The following is a 13,376-nucleotide window of genomic DNA, read 5'->3' as shown; positions in this document are numbered from 1 at the left end:
ATCAAATAAAAAAGCGCGCCCGGGAGCGCGCTTGGCCGTTGGTCCGCGTATTTGCGTATTTGCATATTCGCGTGACTTTGCGTCGATCAGTGCGACGGCACCGGATCGTCGTTGAGCGTTTTGAGGAACGCGATGATGTCGTGGATTTCGTCCGCGGTCATGGCGGGCTTGTCGCCGAACTTGCGGTCGAACGGTGCATCGGCCACATCGACGTTCTTCTGCAGATCGGCCGGCATGTCGTCGTATTTCTCGATCTTGCCGTCCGCGCCGCGCGGATAGAACTTGCCCGGATCGGTATTGCGCTCGTTGTAGAACGCCATCACGCGGTCGAGGTCGTGATAGATGCCGTTGTGGAAGAACACCGTGCGCGAGGCCGAGTTGCGCAGCGTGGGTGTGAGGAACATCCCGCAGTATTGCTGCTGGTCTTTCATGTCGGCACGGAACGGACCGCATACGCCGAGATCGTTGAACTTCGGATCGCGGTTCTGCGCGAGCGTGCGATTGCGCGGCACGCCGAGCGCTTCATACTGGTAGTCGGTGAACATCGGCGGCAGACCGTCCTTGCCGGGCTTCGAGAGGTGGCAGCCCGCGCAATTCGCCTTGTCCGGATCGTTGAAGAGACGCAGCCCGTGCAGTTCGGCCTGCGAGAGATGCGCGCGCCCTTCGAGCCAGCGGTCGTACTTGCTGTTGTACGGATGGAACGACGGATCTTCCACCTGATAGCGCGAGATCGCGAACATCGCTTCCGACACGGCCATCTTCGGGTTGTCGAAGATTCGGGGTCCGAACAATTCGTTGAAGTGCTTCGCGTAGGGCGCATTCTTCAGCTTCTGCGCGACGCTGTCCACGTCCTTGTTGGCCATTTCCACCGGATTGAGCAGCGGGCCATAGGCCTGCTGTTGCAGCGTGTCGGCGCGACCGTCCCAGAACAGACCGCCCTGCGGCACCATTTCCACCGACGTCGACGCGCCGCCCGCGGTCTTCTGCGACTTCACCACATTCGCCGAAGCGGACGCCTGCTGCTGCACCGTGGGCGCATCGTCGTTTTCACCGGCATCGGGACCGATGCTGAAATTGGGCTGGCGATACAGATACATCAGCGAAGGCGGCGGACGATAGCCCTGCTGCGTCATCGCGAGACCGCCCTTCTGCACGTCGAGCCCGTTGGGCGGACCGTATGCGTGATCGGGGCTATGGCACGAGGCGCAGGACTGCTGACCCGAGCCCGAGAGCGAAGGATCGAAAAACAGTTGCTTGCCGAGCTGCGCCATCGCCGAGAGCGGCGCGACCGGCGGACGCTGCAGCACGACAGGATGCGGATTCGCGCCCGTGAGGTTCTCGACGACTTCGCCGACCGCCTCGGGCACATGTGCGGGAAACGCCACGGCGTAGGCACAGAAGCCGAGGCCCGCGACCAGCACGGCGGCGGCGGCGCGCAGCACGAGGCGCGCGGGACGCGTCGACGTGCGCGGCGCGTGCGGCCCGGGTGAAGGAGAAGACGGAGTGGGCGATGCGGAAAGCTCGGACATGATGCGTTCTTCGTGGCGTTCTTCGTGTTGGCGCTGAAACGCCGAATTGCCGTGAGCGCTACGGGAGCGCATGCACGGCAAGCGGGTCAGCGATAGTCATCCCGTCATCTCGACATCGCTGGTTATCGGATGTCGTCGATGGCGGGCAAACGCGGCGCGAGGCTGGCAGCTCACTTGCAGCTCAAGCCTCGCGCCGCCGCTCGATTTACATCGCCGGTGCGGCGCTCAGCTGCGTGCCGAGCGTTCCGTCGAGGTACAGGGGCGACGTCACCGCCGTGCCGGTCGTGTTCAGCATGCCGCGCAGGTCGCCTGCCGCGGCATCGAACGAGCCGCCGCCGAGACGCGCGCCGCCGAGCCAGTTGTCTTCGATGAAACGCACCACCGAAGCCTGGTCGATGAACGTGTGGTCGACGTAGTTCGTCTTCGCCCACGGCGAGATCACGAGGAACGGAATGCGCGTGCCCGGACCGCAGCGGCCGTTGACCGGCGAGCCGTTCACACCCGTCGGCTGCGTGCCCGTGCCGCACACGCCGCTGCCGTTGAGCTGGTCGGCGCTGGCGAGCGACGACCTGACCGGCGCCATGTACTGATGGTCGTACCAGCCGTCCGAGTCGTCATAGGTCACGACCACGGCGGTGTTCTTCCAGTCCGGCTGCTGCATCAGGAAGTTCACGACCTTGGTGACGAACGCCTGCTCGTCGAGCGGATCCGAATAGCCTGCGTGCGCGTCTTGCGCGGCCGGCGCCTTCAGGAAGCTCACCGACGGATAGTTGCCCGCCTTCACCGCAGCGAAGAAGTCATCCGTGTCGTACTGGTGGTTCGCCGGATCGAGCGTCTTGCCGTCCGCTTCGAGCGTGCTGCCGATCACGGCCGTCGAGCTCGGGCGCAGATGCTGCGGGTTCGCCGTCGACTTGAAGTACTGGAACCAGTTGTGGTGCGGGATGTAATCGGCCGTCGCCGCGTTCACCGCCGTCGCGATCGTGCTGCGCTTGCAGCCCGTCGTGCCGTTCGAGTTCACGGTCTGCAGGTTGAAGCCGCCCATGAAGCCGCCCCACGTGATCTTCTGCGCGTTCAGCAGGTCGCCGATGTTCTTCGCGTTGATCATGCCGGAGTCGGTCGTGCTCGAGCAGGTGTCGTAGCCCGGATCGACGTCGTTAATCATCGTCAGACCGCCTGCGCCGTCCTGGATGTAGTAAGACGAGGTGGTGGCCGTGGCCGGCTGCTTCGACGTGTTCACGAGTTCGAGGCCGTTGGTCTGGCCCGACACGACTTCGAGCGCGCCAGGCGTCGACGGACCGTAGGTCGTCGTCCAGGCGTTGTCGCTCATCGCGTACTTCTGCGCGTAGTTCCAGAGCGCCGTGACGGTGTTGCCGTCGTAGAAGCCCATCACCTGGCCCTTCGTGCCGAAGGCGCCGGCGCCGCCGCTCGTCGCGTTACCCGTGTACTTCGGGAACAGGTCGAGCGCGCCGTTGTCGCCGGCTTGCTGCTCGGCCGTGTAGGCGTGGTTCTGGTCGGCGGTGGCGGCTTGCGTGCGGTCGAGGCGGAACGGATTGGCCGCGTCCGTGCCGTTGGCCGTGTTGGTGAAGTTCGGGTTCGACGTGAGCAGCGTGCCCGTCAGGCCGTTGATCGACGGCGTACCCGAAGCGGCCGTAAACGACGGCTCGCCCGACGGATTCGTCGCGCTCGGATAGGTCGCGAAGTAGTGATCGAACGAGACGTTCTCGCCGTAGATCACCACAAGGTGCTTGATCGGCGTGGCAGTCGTGAGCGCGTCCTGTGCGGACTGCGACGACGTCGTCGAACCCGAGTTCGAATTGCTGCTGCCGCACGCGAACAGTGCGGCGGCAATGCCGACGCACGGTACGGCGAGTAATGCTCGGCGGTACATTTTTGTGGGCTCCATCGATTTTTCGAGTTGGTTTTAGAGTCCTGCTCGACGCGTCGAATACGTGTGGGCTTGCTTTCGCGCCGATCAGGTTTCACCGGGTTAATGCGCCAGACATCAGGGCGAGCGAATTACAACACCACAACATGACGTGACAGCGACCATTCAATTTCCTTAAGCTTTCACTACATTTCAATGCCGAAAGAAATGGGAAGAATTGGTGAAATCCTGAAAGACGGCCGGGTTTTGCACTCTCGCGTGCGCGCGCTATAACTGAAGGGCAGCGCGGACGTTCTCTGCGCGCCCGCTCTTCCCTTCTTCTTGCGCCGCGCCGTGCTGCGCCGCCCTCCGCCTGGCGAGGGCGCGCCACGGTGTAAGCAGTCAGCTAACACGTTCGGCAGCCCTGGCGTTGTGCCGGCATCCCGACTCCACCTGAATGCGTACGGCGCGGTGGCGCGTGTCGTGCGCGCGCGCCGCCCTGCACCGCGTGTGCGGCGGCGCATGAAGAAGGAGTGTCGAAATGAAAATCCGATTGGCGATATTCGCCGTGTGCGTGAGCGTCGTGGCGGCCGGCACGCCGCGTACGTCGCTGGCCCGGGACGAAGCGGTGCCGCCGGAAAGCGCACATCGCAGCCTGCTCGACGACGCCAACGCGTCCGCTCAGGCCGCGACCGACATGTCGTACGGCGGCACGGCCGACACGCGCAGCGCGGCCGGCCAGCGCACCGGCGGCAAGCCGTGTCTGCCTCGTTCGCAGTGCGATCTATTTTTCGGGCAATGAAGCGCGTGCGTTGCGCAACGCGCTTTTCAATCAACGAACGATGAAGAAGATGTACACTGACGCGCGCTTTTCGCCCCGTATTTCAGGGGCTAAAGCGCACGGCTCACTTTTCGTCGGATATTACTGCACGGCCGCCTGCAACAAGGCGGCGACGCGCTGGATCGGCCCGAGCAGTTCGGGCGCGATGGCGTAGAGCGGACCGAGCGTCTGCGAGACATCGCGGTAATCGACCACCGCGTGGCCCTCGTCGTCCTGCCAGACCACGAGGCGCAGCGGCAACTCGAGCGCCGCGTGTGCATTGGCGGCCATGATCGGCGTGCCCGCTTTCGGATTGCCGAAGAGAATCAGCCGCGTGGGCCGCAATGCGAGCCCGACGAGCGACGCCGCCTCGCGCTGGTCCACGTCCGCGAACACGGTGGCGCCCACGCCGTCGAGCGCCCTTTTGAGTTGCGCGATGGTCGTATCGAAATCGTGGGCGCTTTTGAACGACACCACGGACGATGGGTGCTGCCGATGTTCGGTCATGACCTTGGCTCCCTGATGAGCGGTGATGCGCGCGATAAGGCGTGCGTGCTCACGCACTGTAGTGCATAAACCTGACGGCAGGGGAAACCGTGCGGAAACGGCCGGGGACCGGCGCGCAAACGGCGGGGACACCGCGATCAGAGCATCGGCTCGAACTGCGCGACCTGCTGGGCGAAATGCTCTTTTTCCTCGGCGCTCATGCCCGAGCGTTGCGGCAGCGCGACCGTGAGCGGATTCTTCGGCACGTGATCGACGTGCACTTCGTAATGCAGATGCGGTCCCGTCGCCCATCCCGTCGACCCGACATAACCGATGACTTGCCCCTTGCGCACCTGCGCGCCCGCGCGCAGCGACTTCGCAAAACGCGAGAGATGCGCGAAGGTCGTCGAATAGTCGCCGAAATTCTTGATCTTGATGACGCGTCCATAGCCGGTCTCCCAGCCCGCGAACGTCACGGTGCCGCGCGCGGTTGCGTGCACGGGCGTGCCTGCGGGCGCGGCGAGATCGACGCCTTCGTGCGCCGCCCAGCGATGCGTGACCGGATCGAGCCGATTTGGCGAGAACGCCGACGACACTCGCGTATAAGCGAGCGGATAGCGCGTGAACGAAGGCGCATTCGACTGGCCGTCGGCGCCGTAATAGAACGCCTTGCCGTCGAGATTGCGATAGAGGAACAAGTCGTGCGACGTCTTGCCCGTGGAAATGCGCACGGCGAGCGGGAGATCGTCGTCGGGACTCGCGGCAGTGCTGGCGCTCGTGGCGGCTACCGGTTGTGACGCCGCCTGCGCATTTGTCTGCATATTCGTCTGTGCATTCGCATCGGCCGGCGCGTTGTCGTTGCGAAACACGAAGCGCACTTCGCTGCCGGGTTGCAGATCGCGGCGAAAATCGAGTCGGCCCGCGAGCGCGCGCGCGAGTTGCGCGGCGGTCGCCGCGTCGACGCCCAGTTTGGTCGCGGCTTCGGAAAAGCTGTGCGTAACCTGGGCCGTTTCGACGCGATAAGCGGGCGCGGCGGGCGGCGTGCTTGCAGCGGTCTGGGCGGATTGCGTGGCAGTCGCGGACGCGCCGTCGCGCGTGGCATGAGCCGGGATATCGTCGGATGCGTGCAGCGATACGTCGGCGCTTTGCGTGGGGGCCTGGTGCATGAGCCATGCGGTGCAGGCCGTGCTCATAGCGGCGACGATGAACGCTTTACCCGAGAATCCCGTAGATGTCGACAAGACGAGTTTGGGCATCTGCTGGAAACGGAATGCTGGCGAAAAGCCGCGCGCGTGACACACGACTTTCGATGTGACACCGGCCACCCTTGCGGTGCCGATGGGCGAAAGGCCCGAGGCTATCGAGGCTTTCTTAAAACAAACTTAAAAAAGTTCGATAACGTTATTCCCCTTATTTTTTCGGTATTTATTTCTGAATTATTGTTCGCACGCCGCGAAATTGCGGCAATTATTTTATGGCCCCGTTTCAGGCGGAACGGCCCTTTCGGGCCGCTCGCGCAATGCATTTTCCACCTCACGCTGCATCGCTATTGACCCTTGGTATCGCTGCTGGCGTCTGCGCCAGGCGTATTCGTGGTGTCGTTCATGGGCTTCTTTGCGTGGTGCGACTTCGTGCTGTGATGCTTCGTCGTGGCATGCGCCGACGAGGCCGGCTGGCGCTGGTCCATGTTCATGTTCTGCGTCGAACCGCTGGCGTCGCCGCCCGCGCCCTGCGCACCCGTGCCGTTGCTACTGCTGCCGCCGCCGTTGCCTTGCGCGAACGCGGCGCCCGACATCGTCGCCATGGCGACGACCAGCGCCGCCGCAAGTGTTTTCTTCGTCAACATAGATTGGACTCCTGATTAAATGAAAATGGTCGATCTGCCCGAATGAAAAACGCAGACCGACAAACACGTGTCGATCACACGCTCACGACCGTTAGCGCACGAAGCGTGCCGTTGGCGCGGCTGATTTATCCGCATCGTTATTCGCATCGTTATTCGCATCGGCTGGCCGTGTTGCGGCGGCACGGCGCTTGCGCTCTTTCCTATGCGTCTTTCCGCTACATCAAGCGGGAAATATCGGCTATTTCAGGCAGGAGCGCGTCATGAATGCATGGATCAAGGCAGCGGAACTGGGAGCATTGCCCGCTTCGGGCATGACGCGCGTGAAGATCGAAAACGAAGCCGTCCTGCTCGTGCGCGACGGCGAATGCCTGCGGGCGTTTCAGGCGGATTGTCCGCACGCTGGCGCGCCGCTCGAAGCCGGCGCGCTCTGCAATGGCCGCATCGTCTGTCCGTGGCACAAGGCCGTATTCGCCGCCGATAGCGGCGCGTGGCTCGAACCGCCCGCGCTGGGCAGCCTCAAGGCGTGGCCCGTCAAGGTGGAGTCGTCGAGCGTATTCATCGATCTGCAGCCCGGCGCGCCGGCGGCGACCGTCGCGCGGCGCGGCACGCCGCAACGCTTCGCGATTATCGGCGGCGGTGCGGCGGCCGCATCGGCGGTGGCCACGCTGCTCGACAACGGTTTCGACGGCGAGTTGACCGTCTTCTGCGCGGAGCCCGAAGCGCCTTACGACCGCACCTGTCTGAGCAAATTCGTTCCCGCAGGTGACATGCAGCCTGACGACGTGCCGCCGCTTTTGTCCGAGGAAATAACGCGCGACGAACGTCTGCGCATCGAGCACACCGCCGTCGTGCGCTTCGACACGGCGCTCAAGCGCGTCACGCTCGCAGATGGCCGCGAAACCGCATTCGACGCCGCACTGGTCGCGACCGGTTCGAGCGCGCGTCGGCCCGACCTGCCCGGCGCCAATCTCGATCGCGTGTTCACGCTGCGCACGTTGCACGACGCGAAGGCGATTCTTGAAGGCATTGCACCCGGCGAGCACGTCGTCATGCTCGGCGACAGCTTCATCTCGCTCGAAACCGCCTCGGCGCTGCGCAAGCGCGATGTACGCGTGACCGTCGTCACGCCGAGCGGCGTGCCCTTGCACCAGGCGCTGGGCGCGCGCGTCGGCGGCCTGTTTCGCGACTGGCACGAGGCGCACGGCGTGACGTTTCAGCGCGCGAAGGCGCTGCGTCTGGAAGGCCGCGAATGCATTGAATCGATTCAACTCGACACTGGCGAGAACTTGCCCGCGCACGCGGTCATCGCGGGCGTGGGCGTGCGCCCCGCGACGCAGTTGCTGGCCGGACTGAAGCTCGATCACGACGGCGGCGTGAGCGTCGATGCGACGATGTGCGCCGCGCCGCGCGTCTACGTGGCCGGTGATATTGCGCGCTTTCCGCTTGCCGACGGCTCGGGCCTCGCACGCACGGCGCGCATCGAGCACTGGCGCGTCGCGCAGCAACTCGCGCACGTAGCGGCACTCAACATGCTCGAACGCGAGGTGCGCTACGAAGGCGTGCCGTTCTTTTGGACCGAGCATTTCGGCCAGCGCGTGGATTATCTCGGCCACGCCACGCAATGGGACGATCTCGACATCTCCGGCAGCTTCGCGGAAGGCCGTTTTCGCGCGATCTATTCGCGCCTCGGCCACGTCCAGGCCGTGCTCGCCTGCGGTTACGATCAGGCGACCGCACATCTGATCGAACGCATGCGCGAACCGATTACGGCCGATATTGCGCGCGCCGTACTCGGCGGCTGATCCCGGCCTGATCCGCTTTCTGCGTTTCGATACGCCGCGTTTATGACGGCCGCCGCGTGTTTTAGCACGGTTTTTACGGCGCGCCCGCTACGATTTCCTCCGTGGTTGCAGCTCCTGCAACTTTTGCGCATCGCGCGTCGACGGAGGGTTCATGACGGTATTCACCTGGGCGCAAGCACCGCTTGCACGCTCGGCGTCGCTGGCCGAGATCGAGTGCCGGCGTGCGCGGCGGCGGCGTCTCGATGCGATCGCCGTGACAGGCGTGGGCGCAGCCGTGACCTGCATCGCGCTGGGGTCCGCCGTAGCCGGTCTCGCGCTCTGCGTGGCCGCGCTGGCTCCGTTCGTGTTCGTGCGCGACTGAGCGCCCTGTCTGCGTCGAGCGTATTCACAAAGTCTCCCGAGGTTTCCGTGCTCAAACTGCTGATCCCCATCTTCGACCGGCACGGCGCCGCCGAAGCCGCGCGCCACAGCGCCTTTCTGTTCGCCGAGCATTGCGTCAGCGAAGTCGAAGTCGTCGAAGTGCTGGGCGACGCTTCGATCGACCGCAGCAGCGCATTCTGGTCGCCGGCCGAATTGCGCGAACGCTACCATCGCTCGATGAGCGACGCACTCGCGCGAACCTGCGCGATTCTCGACGACGCCGGCGTGCCCTACACGCGGCGCAGCGTGTTCGGACCGCCCGCTCGCAGCATTGCAGCATGCGTGGAGTGCGCGAGCGCCGATATCGTCGTGGTCGACGCGAGCCGTCTGGGCTTTCTGCGCAAATGGGGCATGCTCGCGCAACTCCGGCGGCTGTGCGCCGCACCCGTCACGCTGCTGCAATGAGCCAAACAATAAATACGCGTAGCGACTCACCATGCACCACCCCGGCACCTCGTTTCGTCACACGTCGACGCCGCGCCGTCGCGCGGTCTTGCGCCTCGTCGTCCTGATTCTGCTGATCAACCCGATCCTCACCTGCGCGTTCGCCTTTGTCGCGCGCGGCAGCCATCCCGATCTCGCGCTCGGCCTCACCACCCTGTTCTGCTTCATGACCTGCGCCGCATTGAGCGTCTGGATTCGCTCCGACGCGCACCACGCCTGGCGCGACGCGCGGGCGAGTGGCTTCGTCGAGCCGCGCGCCATCGCGAGCGGCCGCACCGTGCGCGTCAGCAGCGAGTGCCCGCGCCGCTGGCTTGTGGAATTGCATATTGGATTGCAGGGCGGGATCGCGGCGCGCGGACCGTGGCAGCCGCGATCGTTGCGCTAATCCGCACAGTCGGCGCCGGTTTTGCCCCGATTTTCGGGGCCAGCCGGGGCCGAGTGTTGCAAATCGACACACTCACGCCGTTGCATTCCCGATGGAAGCGCGTATGATTAGGGATAACCCTTAGGTACATACCCCAGCCAAACGAGGACATCATGGGCGCAGTGATTATTGCAATTTCGTCGAATGTGGCTCGATTTCTTGAAGCAGCACGCCGTCTCGGCACCGTGGCGCTGAATCGCCACCTCGAATACTGCGAACTGCTCGCCGAAGCGCAGCGTCGCAGCTTCTAAGAAGCGCAAGCTTCGCGGCAGACCGTCGTCTGCCTGACTCTGCGCGGTCGCCGCATCCAGCGCGACCGCGTCGGCCGTTGCTACGCCCATGCGTGGCCTCCGTGCGCGCTCATCGCGCAAGACGCCGCGTGCATGCTAGCCGGCGGCCTTCGCCACGCGGCTTTTGCCGGCGATCGCCAGAAACCGGCTCAGCGCGGGCGTTTCGCGCGCCTCGTGCCAGACCAGCCAAAGTTCGGCGCGCGCTCCACGCGCCGCCAGCGGTCGCGCCACGATCCCGGCGCCCGCGAGCCGCGCGATCTCAAGCGGCACGATCCCGAACCCCAACCCGGCCGCCACCAGGCCGATGATGCTGCCCACGTCCGAGACCTTCCACTTCGGTTGCAGCTTCACGCCCGCCTTGGCCGCGAGGTCGGTGACGACGCGCATCGTGCCGACGTCGTCGGGATCGGGAAAGCCCACCATCGGCTCCGTCGCGAGCTTCGCCAGCGGAATCTTTTCCAGCGCGGCGAGCGGATGCCACTTCGGCAAGATCACCACCAGTTCCTGACTCGAATGGACGCGATGGCGCAGCGGCGCCTCGGCGGCCACGGGCGCACGCACCAGCGCGACATCGAGTTCGCCCGCTTCCAGCGCCGCGAACAGCGTACGCAGGTTCTCGTCGCGCAACTCCAGTTCCACATTCGGATGCGTCTCGCGCATGGCCCGCAATTGCGCGGGAAAGCTGCGCTCGAACATCGCCGACGCGACATAGCCGATCGCCAGCGTGCCCAGTTCGCCGCGCGCAGTGCGCCTGACCGCGTCGATCGCGTGACCGTGCAGCGCGAGCAGTTTCTGCGCTTCGGCGCGAAAGGCCTCGCCCGCCGCCGTGAGGTCGATGCCCCGCTTGCGGCGATGAAAGAGGCGCACGCCGAGCGCCTCTTCAAGTCCCTTGATCTGTTGACTGAGCGCGGGCTGGGCCACGCCGAGCTGTTCGGCGGCGCGCGCCATATGCAGCGTCTCGCAGACGGCGAGAAACACCTGCAGGCGCCGCAGCGATGCGGAAGTGAGTAAAGAATCCATACGCCGCAGCCTATCAATCCCGCGCTTCGATGTATATCGATCTTTTGGCTAAACGTGGGGTGGGCTCGCGAACGGATCAGGCCGCGCCGTTGCCGAACGGATGAACCGGTGCGTCGGTGGCTTTCCAGGCGTAGCGGCGCAGCAACTCGCCATAGCCGCCGCGGATCACGAAATCCGCGCATTTGTCGGCGTAATCCGCGCGACGCAGATGGTACGCACGCGGCAGGTTGTACCAGGCGAGCGACGGCAGGTCGTGATGAACGAGGTGATAGTTGTTGTTCAGAAACAGCAGCCGCATGGCCGCGCCCGCTTCGTTGATCGCGATGCGCGCCTTTGGGTCCGGCGCGGCGCGATGTTCGTATAACGAGCGGATGGTCGCGAGCGACAGCGCGGGCCACGTCACGGCGAGCAGATAAAACCACCACGGCACGCCTGCCCAGTGTTGCAGCGCGAACAGCAACGCAGCGACGCACGCGCCGTGCACGATCCACATCGGCGCATAGCGGCGGTCGCGCGTGCGCAGCGCTTTGAACGCGGCGGCCAGCACCGCGGCGGCGCTCATCGGCGGGCTCACCACCATTCTGCCCACGAAGCTTTTGCGCGCGTGCCAGAGCGCACGACGCCACGCGGGCCAGCGTTGCCACTCGCCTGCGGGCACATAATTCGTTTCGGGATCGAGGCCCGGCAAGGTGAGCGCTTCGTCGCGATGATGTTCGAGATGCGCGTCGCGATAGAGCGTGTAGGGAAACCAGATCGTGAGCGGCGCGAATCCCAGCAATTTATTCAGGAATGCATATTGTGTCGGATGACCGTGCAGCAATTCGTGCTGCATCGACATATGCCAGGCGCACAGCACAGCGAGCAGCGGCGCGGCGGCGTGCAGCGAGAGCGCATGATGGCGCACCATCAGCAGCGTGGCGAACCAGCCGCCGTACACGCCCGCGATCAGCAGCCATGTGGGCCATTCCGTGCGCGCCGCGAAGCGCGCTTCGAGCGCGGCAACAGCCTGCGCGTGTTCCGCGTCGAAATATTCCGCCATGTCTGCCGCCTGCCACTTCGCCCACAATGAGGCCGCAGTATAAGGACGCGCCGCGCGGCGCTCCAATAATGGATTTGCACATCGTTATGACGTTCGCGCATGCAACGCGATATGCGAGGCGGCAGATAAGCATCTGACGATATCTTGGTTAGGCCGACGCTAAAACGGATTTAAGGTGACACCTCTCGCGCGAACAATCGGCGTTCAATGGGTGTTCAATGCGCGCAGCCATTCGCAAATAGCGTCATTCAAAGGCAGACCACACGATGTCGAACGATCAACACGACGACCACCGCGCCAACGGCGCGCGTCGACAGCTTCTGAAAGCCGCTGCGGGCGCGGCCACGCTGGCCACGATCCGTAGCGCGGCCGGCGTCGGCGCCGCCTCCGCATTCGCGCTGCAAAGCGGCGCGGCGCGCGCGCAAGGCAACAAGGTGCTGCGCGTCGGTTTTCAGAAGTACGGGAATTTCGTCGTATTGAAAGCGCGCGGCACGCTCGAAAAACGCCTTGCGCCGCTCGGTTTTTCGGTGCAATGGCTGGAATTCCCCGGCGGTCCGCAATTGCTCGAAGGCCTCAATGCGGGCGCGGTCGATGTCGGCACGGTTGGCGAGACGCCGCCGATTTTCGCGCAGGCTGGCGGCGTGGATTTCGTCTATATCGCCAGCGAGCCGCCCGCGCCGAAGGGCGAAGCCATCGTGGTCCCGCAGGATTCGCCGATTCGCACGGTCGCCGATCTGCGCGGCAAGCGCGTGGCCTTGAATAAAGGCTCGAACGTGCACTATCTGCTCGTGAAAGCGCTCCAAAAAGCGAATCTCAAGTACGAGGATATTCAGCCCGTTTATCTCGCGCCCGCCGATGCGCGCGCCGCGTTCACGAGCCGCAGCGTCGATGCCTGGGTGATCTGGGACCCGTATCTCGCCGCGATCGAGCGTCAGGCCAATGCGCGCACGATCGCCAACGGCGAGCATCTCGTCGACAACGTGCAGTATTACCTCGCGACCCGCAAGTTCGCCGATGCACAGCCGCAGGTCGTGCGGGCGCTGGTCGACGAACTCGTCGCCGTGGATAATTTCGCGCGCGACAACATTCCGGCGGTCGCCGCGCAACTGTCGCCGCTGGTCGGCCTCGACACGGCCACGCTCGAAGTGGCGCTCAAGCGCGCCGGTTACGGCGTGCGCCCCATCGATGCCGCCACGCTCGCCTACCAGCAACAGATCGCGGACACGTTCACCGAACTCAAGCTCATCCCGCGCAAGCTCGTGGTCGCCGACGCACGCTGGCAGACCACCTGAGCGACTTCGCACCCAGACGCCCGCCGCGTGCAGGACAGCGCGGCCGGGCGCGGTCCAGCTCAGCTTGGCCCGGCGGTCCGCCCGTCACCGCCCGTCACCC

The 13,376-nt window shown here is 64.8% G+C and carries 14 protein-coding genes; 6 read left to right on the top strand and 8 right to left on the bottom strand.

Annotated elements, in window-relative coordinates; all coding sequences use genetic code 11:
- Window positions 1-86: 86 nt before the first annotated feature.
- Together SB764_RS03615 and SB764_RS03610 are read right to left on the bottom strand one after the other, a co-directional pair.
- Window positions 87-1,529, bottom strand: a complete 1,443-nt coding sequence (locus SB764_RS03615; protein ID WP_410862690.1) for a cytochrome-c peroxidase — start codon at window positions 1,527-1,529, stop codon at window positions 87-89.
- A 205-nt stretch (window positions 1,530-1,734) separates the two neighbouring features.
- Window positions 1,735-3,417: a phospholipase C gene (locus SB764_RS03610; protein WP_110328150.1), complete on the bottom strand. Its 1,683-nt coding sequence runs from the start codon at window positions 3,415-3,417 to the stop codon at window positions 1,735-1,737.
- Window positions 3,418-3,934: 517 nt separating this feature from the next.
- Between SB764_RS03610 and SB764_RS03605 the strand changes: the two genes are divergently transcribed.
- Window positions 3,935-4,195: a hypothetical protein gene (locus tag SB764_RS03605; protein ID WP_321869950.1), complete on the top strand. Its 261-nt coding sequence runs from the start codon at window positions 3,935-3,937 to the stop codon at window positions 4,193-4,195.
- Window positions 4,196-4,315: 120 nt separating this feature from the next.
- Here the strand turns inward: SB764_RS03605 and SB764_RS03600 are convergent, their stop codons facing one another.
- The 3 genes from SB764_RS03600 to SB764_RS03590 form a co-directional block, all read right to left on the bottom strand.
- Window positions 4,316-4,720, bottom strand: a complete 405-nt coding sequence (locus SB764_RS03600) for a DUF302 domain-containing protein (protein ID WP_065058917.1) — start codon at window positions 4,718-4,720, stop codon at window positions 4,316-4,318.
- Window positions 4,721-4,857: 137 nt separating this feature from the next.
- Entirely contained in the window at window positions 4,858-5,865 is a 1,008-nt protein-coding gene (locus SB764_RS03595; RefSeq protein WP_231957480.1) for a M23 family metallopeptidase, read from the bottom strand.
- 380 nt (window positions 5,866-6,245) lie between these two features.
- Window positions 6,246-6,545: a hypothetical protein gene (locus SB764_RS03590; RefSeq protein ID WP_082991784.1), complete on the bottom strand. Its 300-nt coding sequence runs from the start codon at window positions 6,543-6,545 to the stop codon at window positions 6,246-6,248.
- Window positions 6,546-6,805: 260 nt separating this feature from the next.
- Between SB764_RS03590 and SB764_RS03585 the strand changes: the two genes are divergently transcribed.
- From SB764_RS03585 to SB764_RS03570, 4 genes are all read left to right on the top strand, one after another.
- Window positions 6,806-8,347, top strand: coding sequence for an FAD-dependent oxidoreductase (locus SB764_RS03585; RefSeq protein WP_321869949.1), 1,542 nt, complete (start codon window positions 6,806-6,808; stop codon window positions 8,345-8,347).
- A gap of 151 nt (window positions 8,348-8,498) precedes the next feature.
- On the top strand, window positions 8,499-8,708 hold the full coding sequence (locus tag SB764_RS03580; RefSeq protein ID WP_183716155.1) for a hypothetical protein: 210 nt from the start codon (window positions 8,499-8,501) through the stop codon (window positions 8,706-8,708).
- A gap of 47 nt (window positions 8,709-8,755) precedes the next feature.
- Window positions 8,756-9,172 carry a universal stress protein gene (locus SB764_RS03575; RefSeq protein ID WP_065058921.1) on the top strand — a complete coding sequence of 139 codons (417 nt, stop codon included), beginning with the start codon at window positions 8,756-8,758 and terminating at the stop codon, window positions 9,170-9,172.
- A gap of 31 nt (window positions 9,173-9,203) precedes the next feature.
- Window positions 9,204-9,596, top strand: a complete 393-nt coding sequence (locus tag SB764_RS03570) for a hypothetical protein (RefSeq protein WP_065058922.1) — start codon at window positions 9,204-9,206, stop codon at window positions 9,594-9,596.
- Between the two features lie 107 nt (window positions 9,597-9,703).
- Here the strand turns inward: SB764_RS03570 and SB764_RS03565 are convergent, their stop codons facing one another.
- The 3 genes from SB764_RS03565 to SB764_RS03555 form a co-directional block, all read right to left on the bottom strand.
- Window positions 9,704-9,976, bottom strand: coding sequence for a hypothetical protein (locus SB764_RS03565; protein WP_146230020.1), 273 nt, complete (start codon window positions 9,974-9,976; stop codon window positions 9,704-9,706).
- A gap of 45 nt (window positions 9,977-10,021) precedes the next feature.
- The gene (locus tag SB764_RS03560) at window positions 10,022-10,945 is read right to left on the bottom strand and encodes a LysR substrate-binding domain-containing protein (RefSeq protein ID WP_110328145.1); all 924 of its coding nucleotides are present in this window, start codon (window positions 10,943-10,945) and stop codon (window positions 10,022-10,024) included.
- Between the two features lie 76 nt (window positions 10,946-11,021).
- Complete coding sequence (locus tag SB764_RS03555; RefSeq protein ID WP_080180446.1) at window positions 11,022-11,984, bottom strand: fatty acid desaturase; 963 nt, start codon at window positions 11,982-11,984, stop codon at window positions 11,022-11,024.
- Between the two features lie 266 nt (window positions 11,985-12,250).
- Between SB764_RS03555 and SB764_RS03550 the strand changes: the two genes are divergently transcribed.
- A complete protein-coding gene (locus SB764_RS03550) occupies window positions 12,251-13,276 on the top strand; it encodes a sulfonate ABC transporter substrate-binding protein (protein ID WP_065058924.1) in 1,026 nt (341 codons plus the stop codon).
- Window positions 13,277-13,376: the final 100 nt, after the last annotated feature.

This window comes from Paraburkholderia sp. SIMBA_027 (genome assembly GCF_046535315.1).
GTDB lineage: Bacteria > Pseudomonadota > Gammaproteobacteria > Burkholderiales > Burkholderiaceae > Paraburkholderia > Paraburkholderia tropica.
The sequence above is the reverse complement of the archived record's forward strand: the minus strand, read 5'-3'. Positions and strand labels throughout refer to the sequence as shown.

Excerpts from the sequence above, each read along its gene's own strand:
- SB764_RS03615 (WP_410862690.1), bottom strand. The coding sequence starts at position 1,529 with ATGTCCGAGCTTTCCGCATCGCCCACTCCGTCTTCTCCTTCACCCGGG.
- SB764_RS03610 (WP_110328150.1), bottom strand. The coding sequence starts at position 3,417 with ATGTACCGCCGAGCATTACTCGCCGTACCGTGCGTCGGCATTGCCGCC.
- SB764_RS03605 (WP_321869950.1), top strand. The coding sequence starts at position 3,935 with ATGAAAATCCGATTGGCGATATTCGCCGTGTGCGTGAGCGTCGTGGCG.
- SB764_RS03600 (WP_065058917.1), bottom strand. The coding sequence starts at position 4,720 with ATGACCGAACATCGGCAGCACCCATCGTCCGTGGTGTCGTTCAAAAGC.
- SB764_RS03595 (WP_231957480.1), bottom strand. The coding sequence starts at position 5,865 with ATGCACCAGGCCCCCACGCAAAGCGCCGACGTATCGCTGCACGCATCC.
- SB764_RS03590 (WP_082991784.1), bottom strand. The coding sequence starts at position 6,545 with ATGTTGACGAAGAAAACACTTGCGGCGGCGCTGGTCGTCGCCATGGCG.
- SB764_RS03585 (WP_321869949.1), top strand. The coding sequence starts at position 6,806 with ATGAATGCATGGATCAAGGCAGCGGAACTGGGAGCATTGCCCGCTTCG.
- SB764_RS03580 (WP_183716155.1), top strand. The coding sequence starts at position 8,499 with ATGACGGTATTCACCTGGGCGCAAGCACCGCTTGCACGCTCGGCGTCG.
- SB764_RS03570 (WP_065058922.1), top strand. The coding sequence starts at position 9,204 with ATGCACCACCCCGGCACCTCGTTTCGTCACACGTCGACGCCGCGCCGT.
- SB764_RS03565 (WP_146230020.1), bottom strand. The coding sequence starts at position 9,976 with ATGGGCGTAGCAACGGCCGACGCGGTCGCGCTGGATGCGGCGACCGCG.
- SB764_RS03560 (WP_110328145.1), bottom strand. The coding sequence starts at position 10,945 with ATGGATTCTTTACTCACTTCCGCATCGCTGCGGCGCCTGCAGGTGTTT.
- SB764_RS03555 (WP_080180446.1), bottom strand. The coding sequence starts at position 11,984 with ATGGCGGAATATTTCGACGCGGAACACGCGCAGGCTGTTGCCGCGCTC.
- SB764_RS03550 (WP_065058924.1), top strand. The coding sequence starts at position 12,251 with ATGTCGAACGATCAACACGACGACCACCGCGCCAACGGCGCGCGTCGA.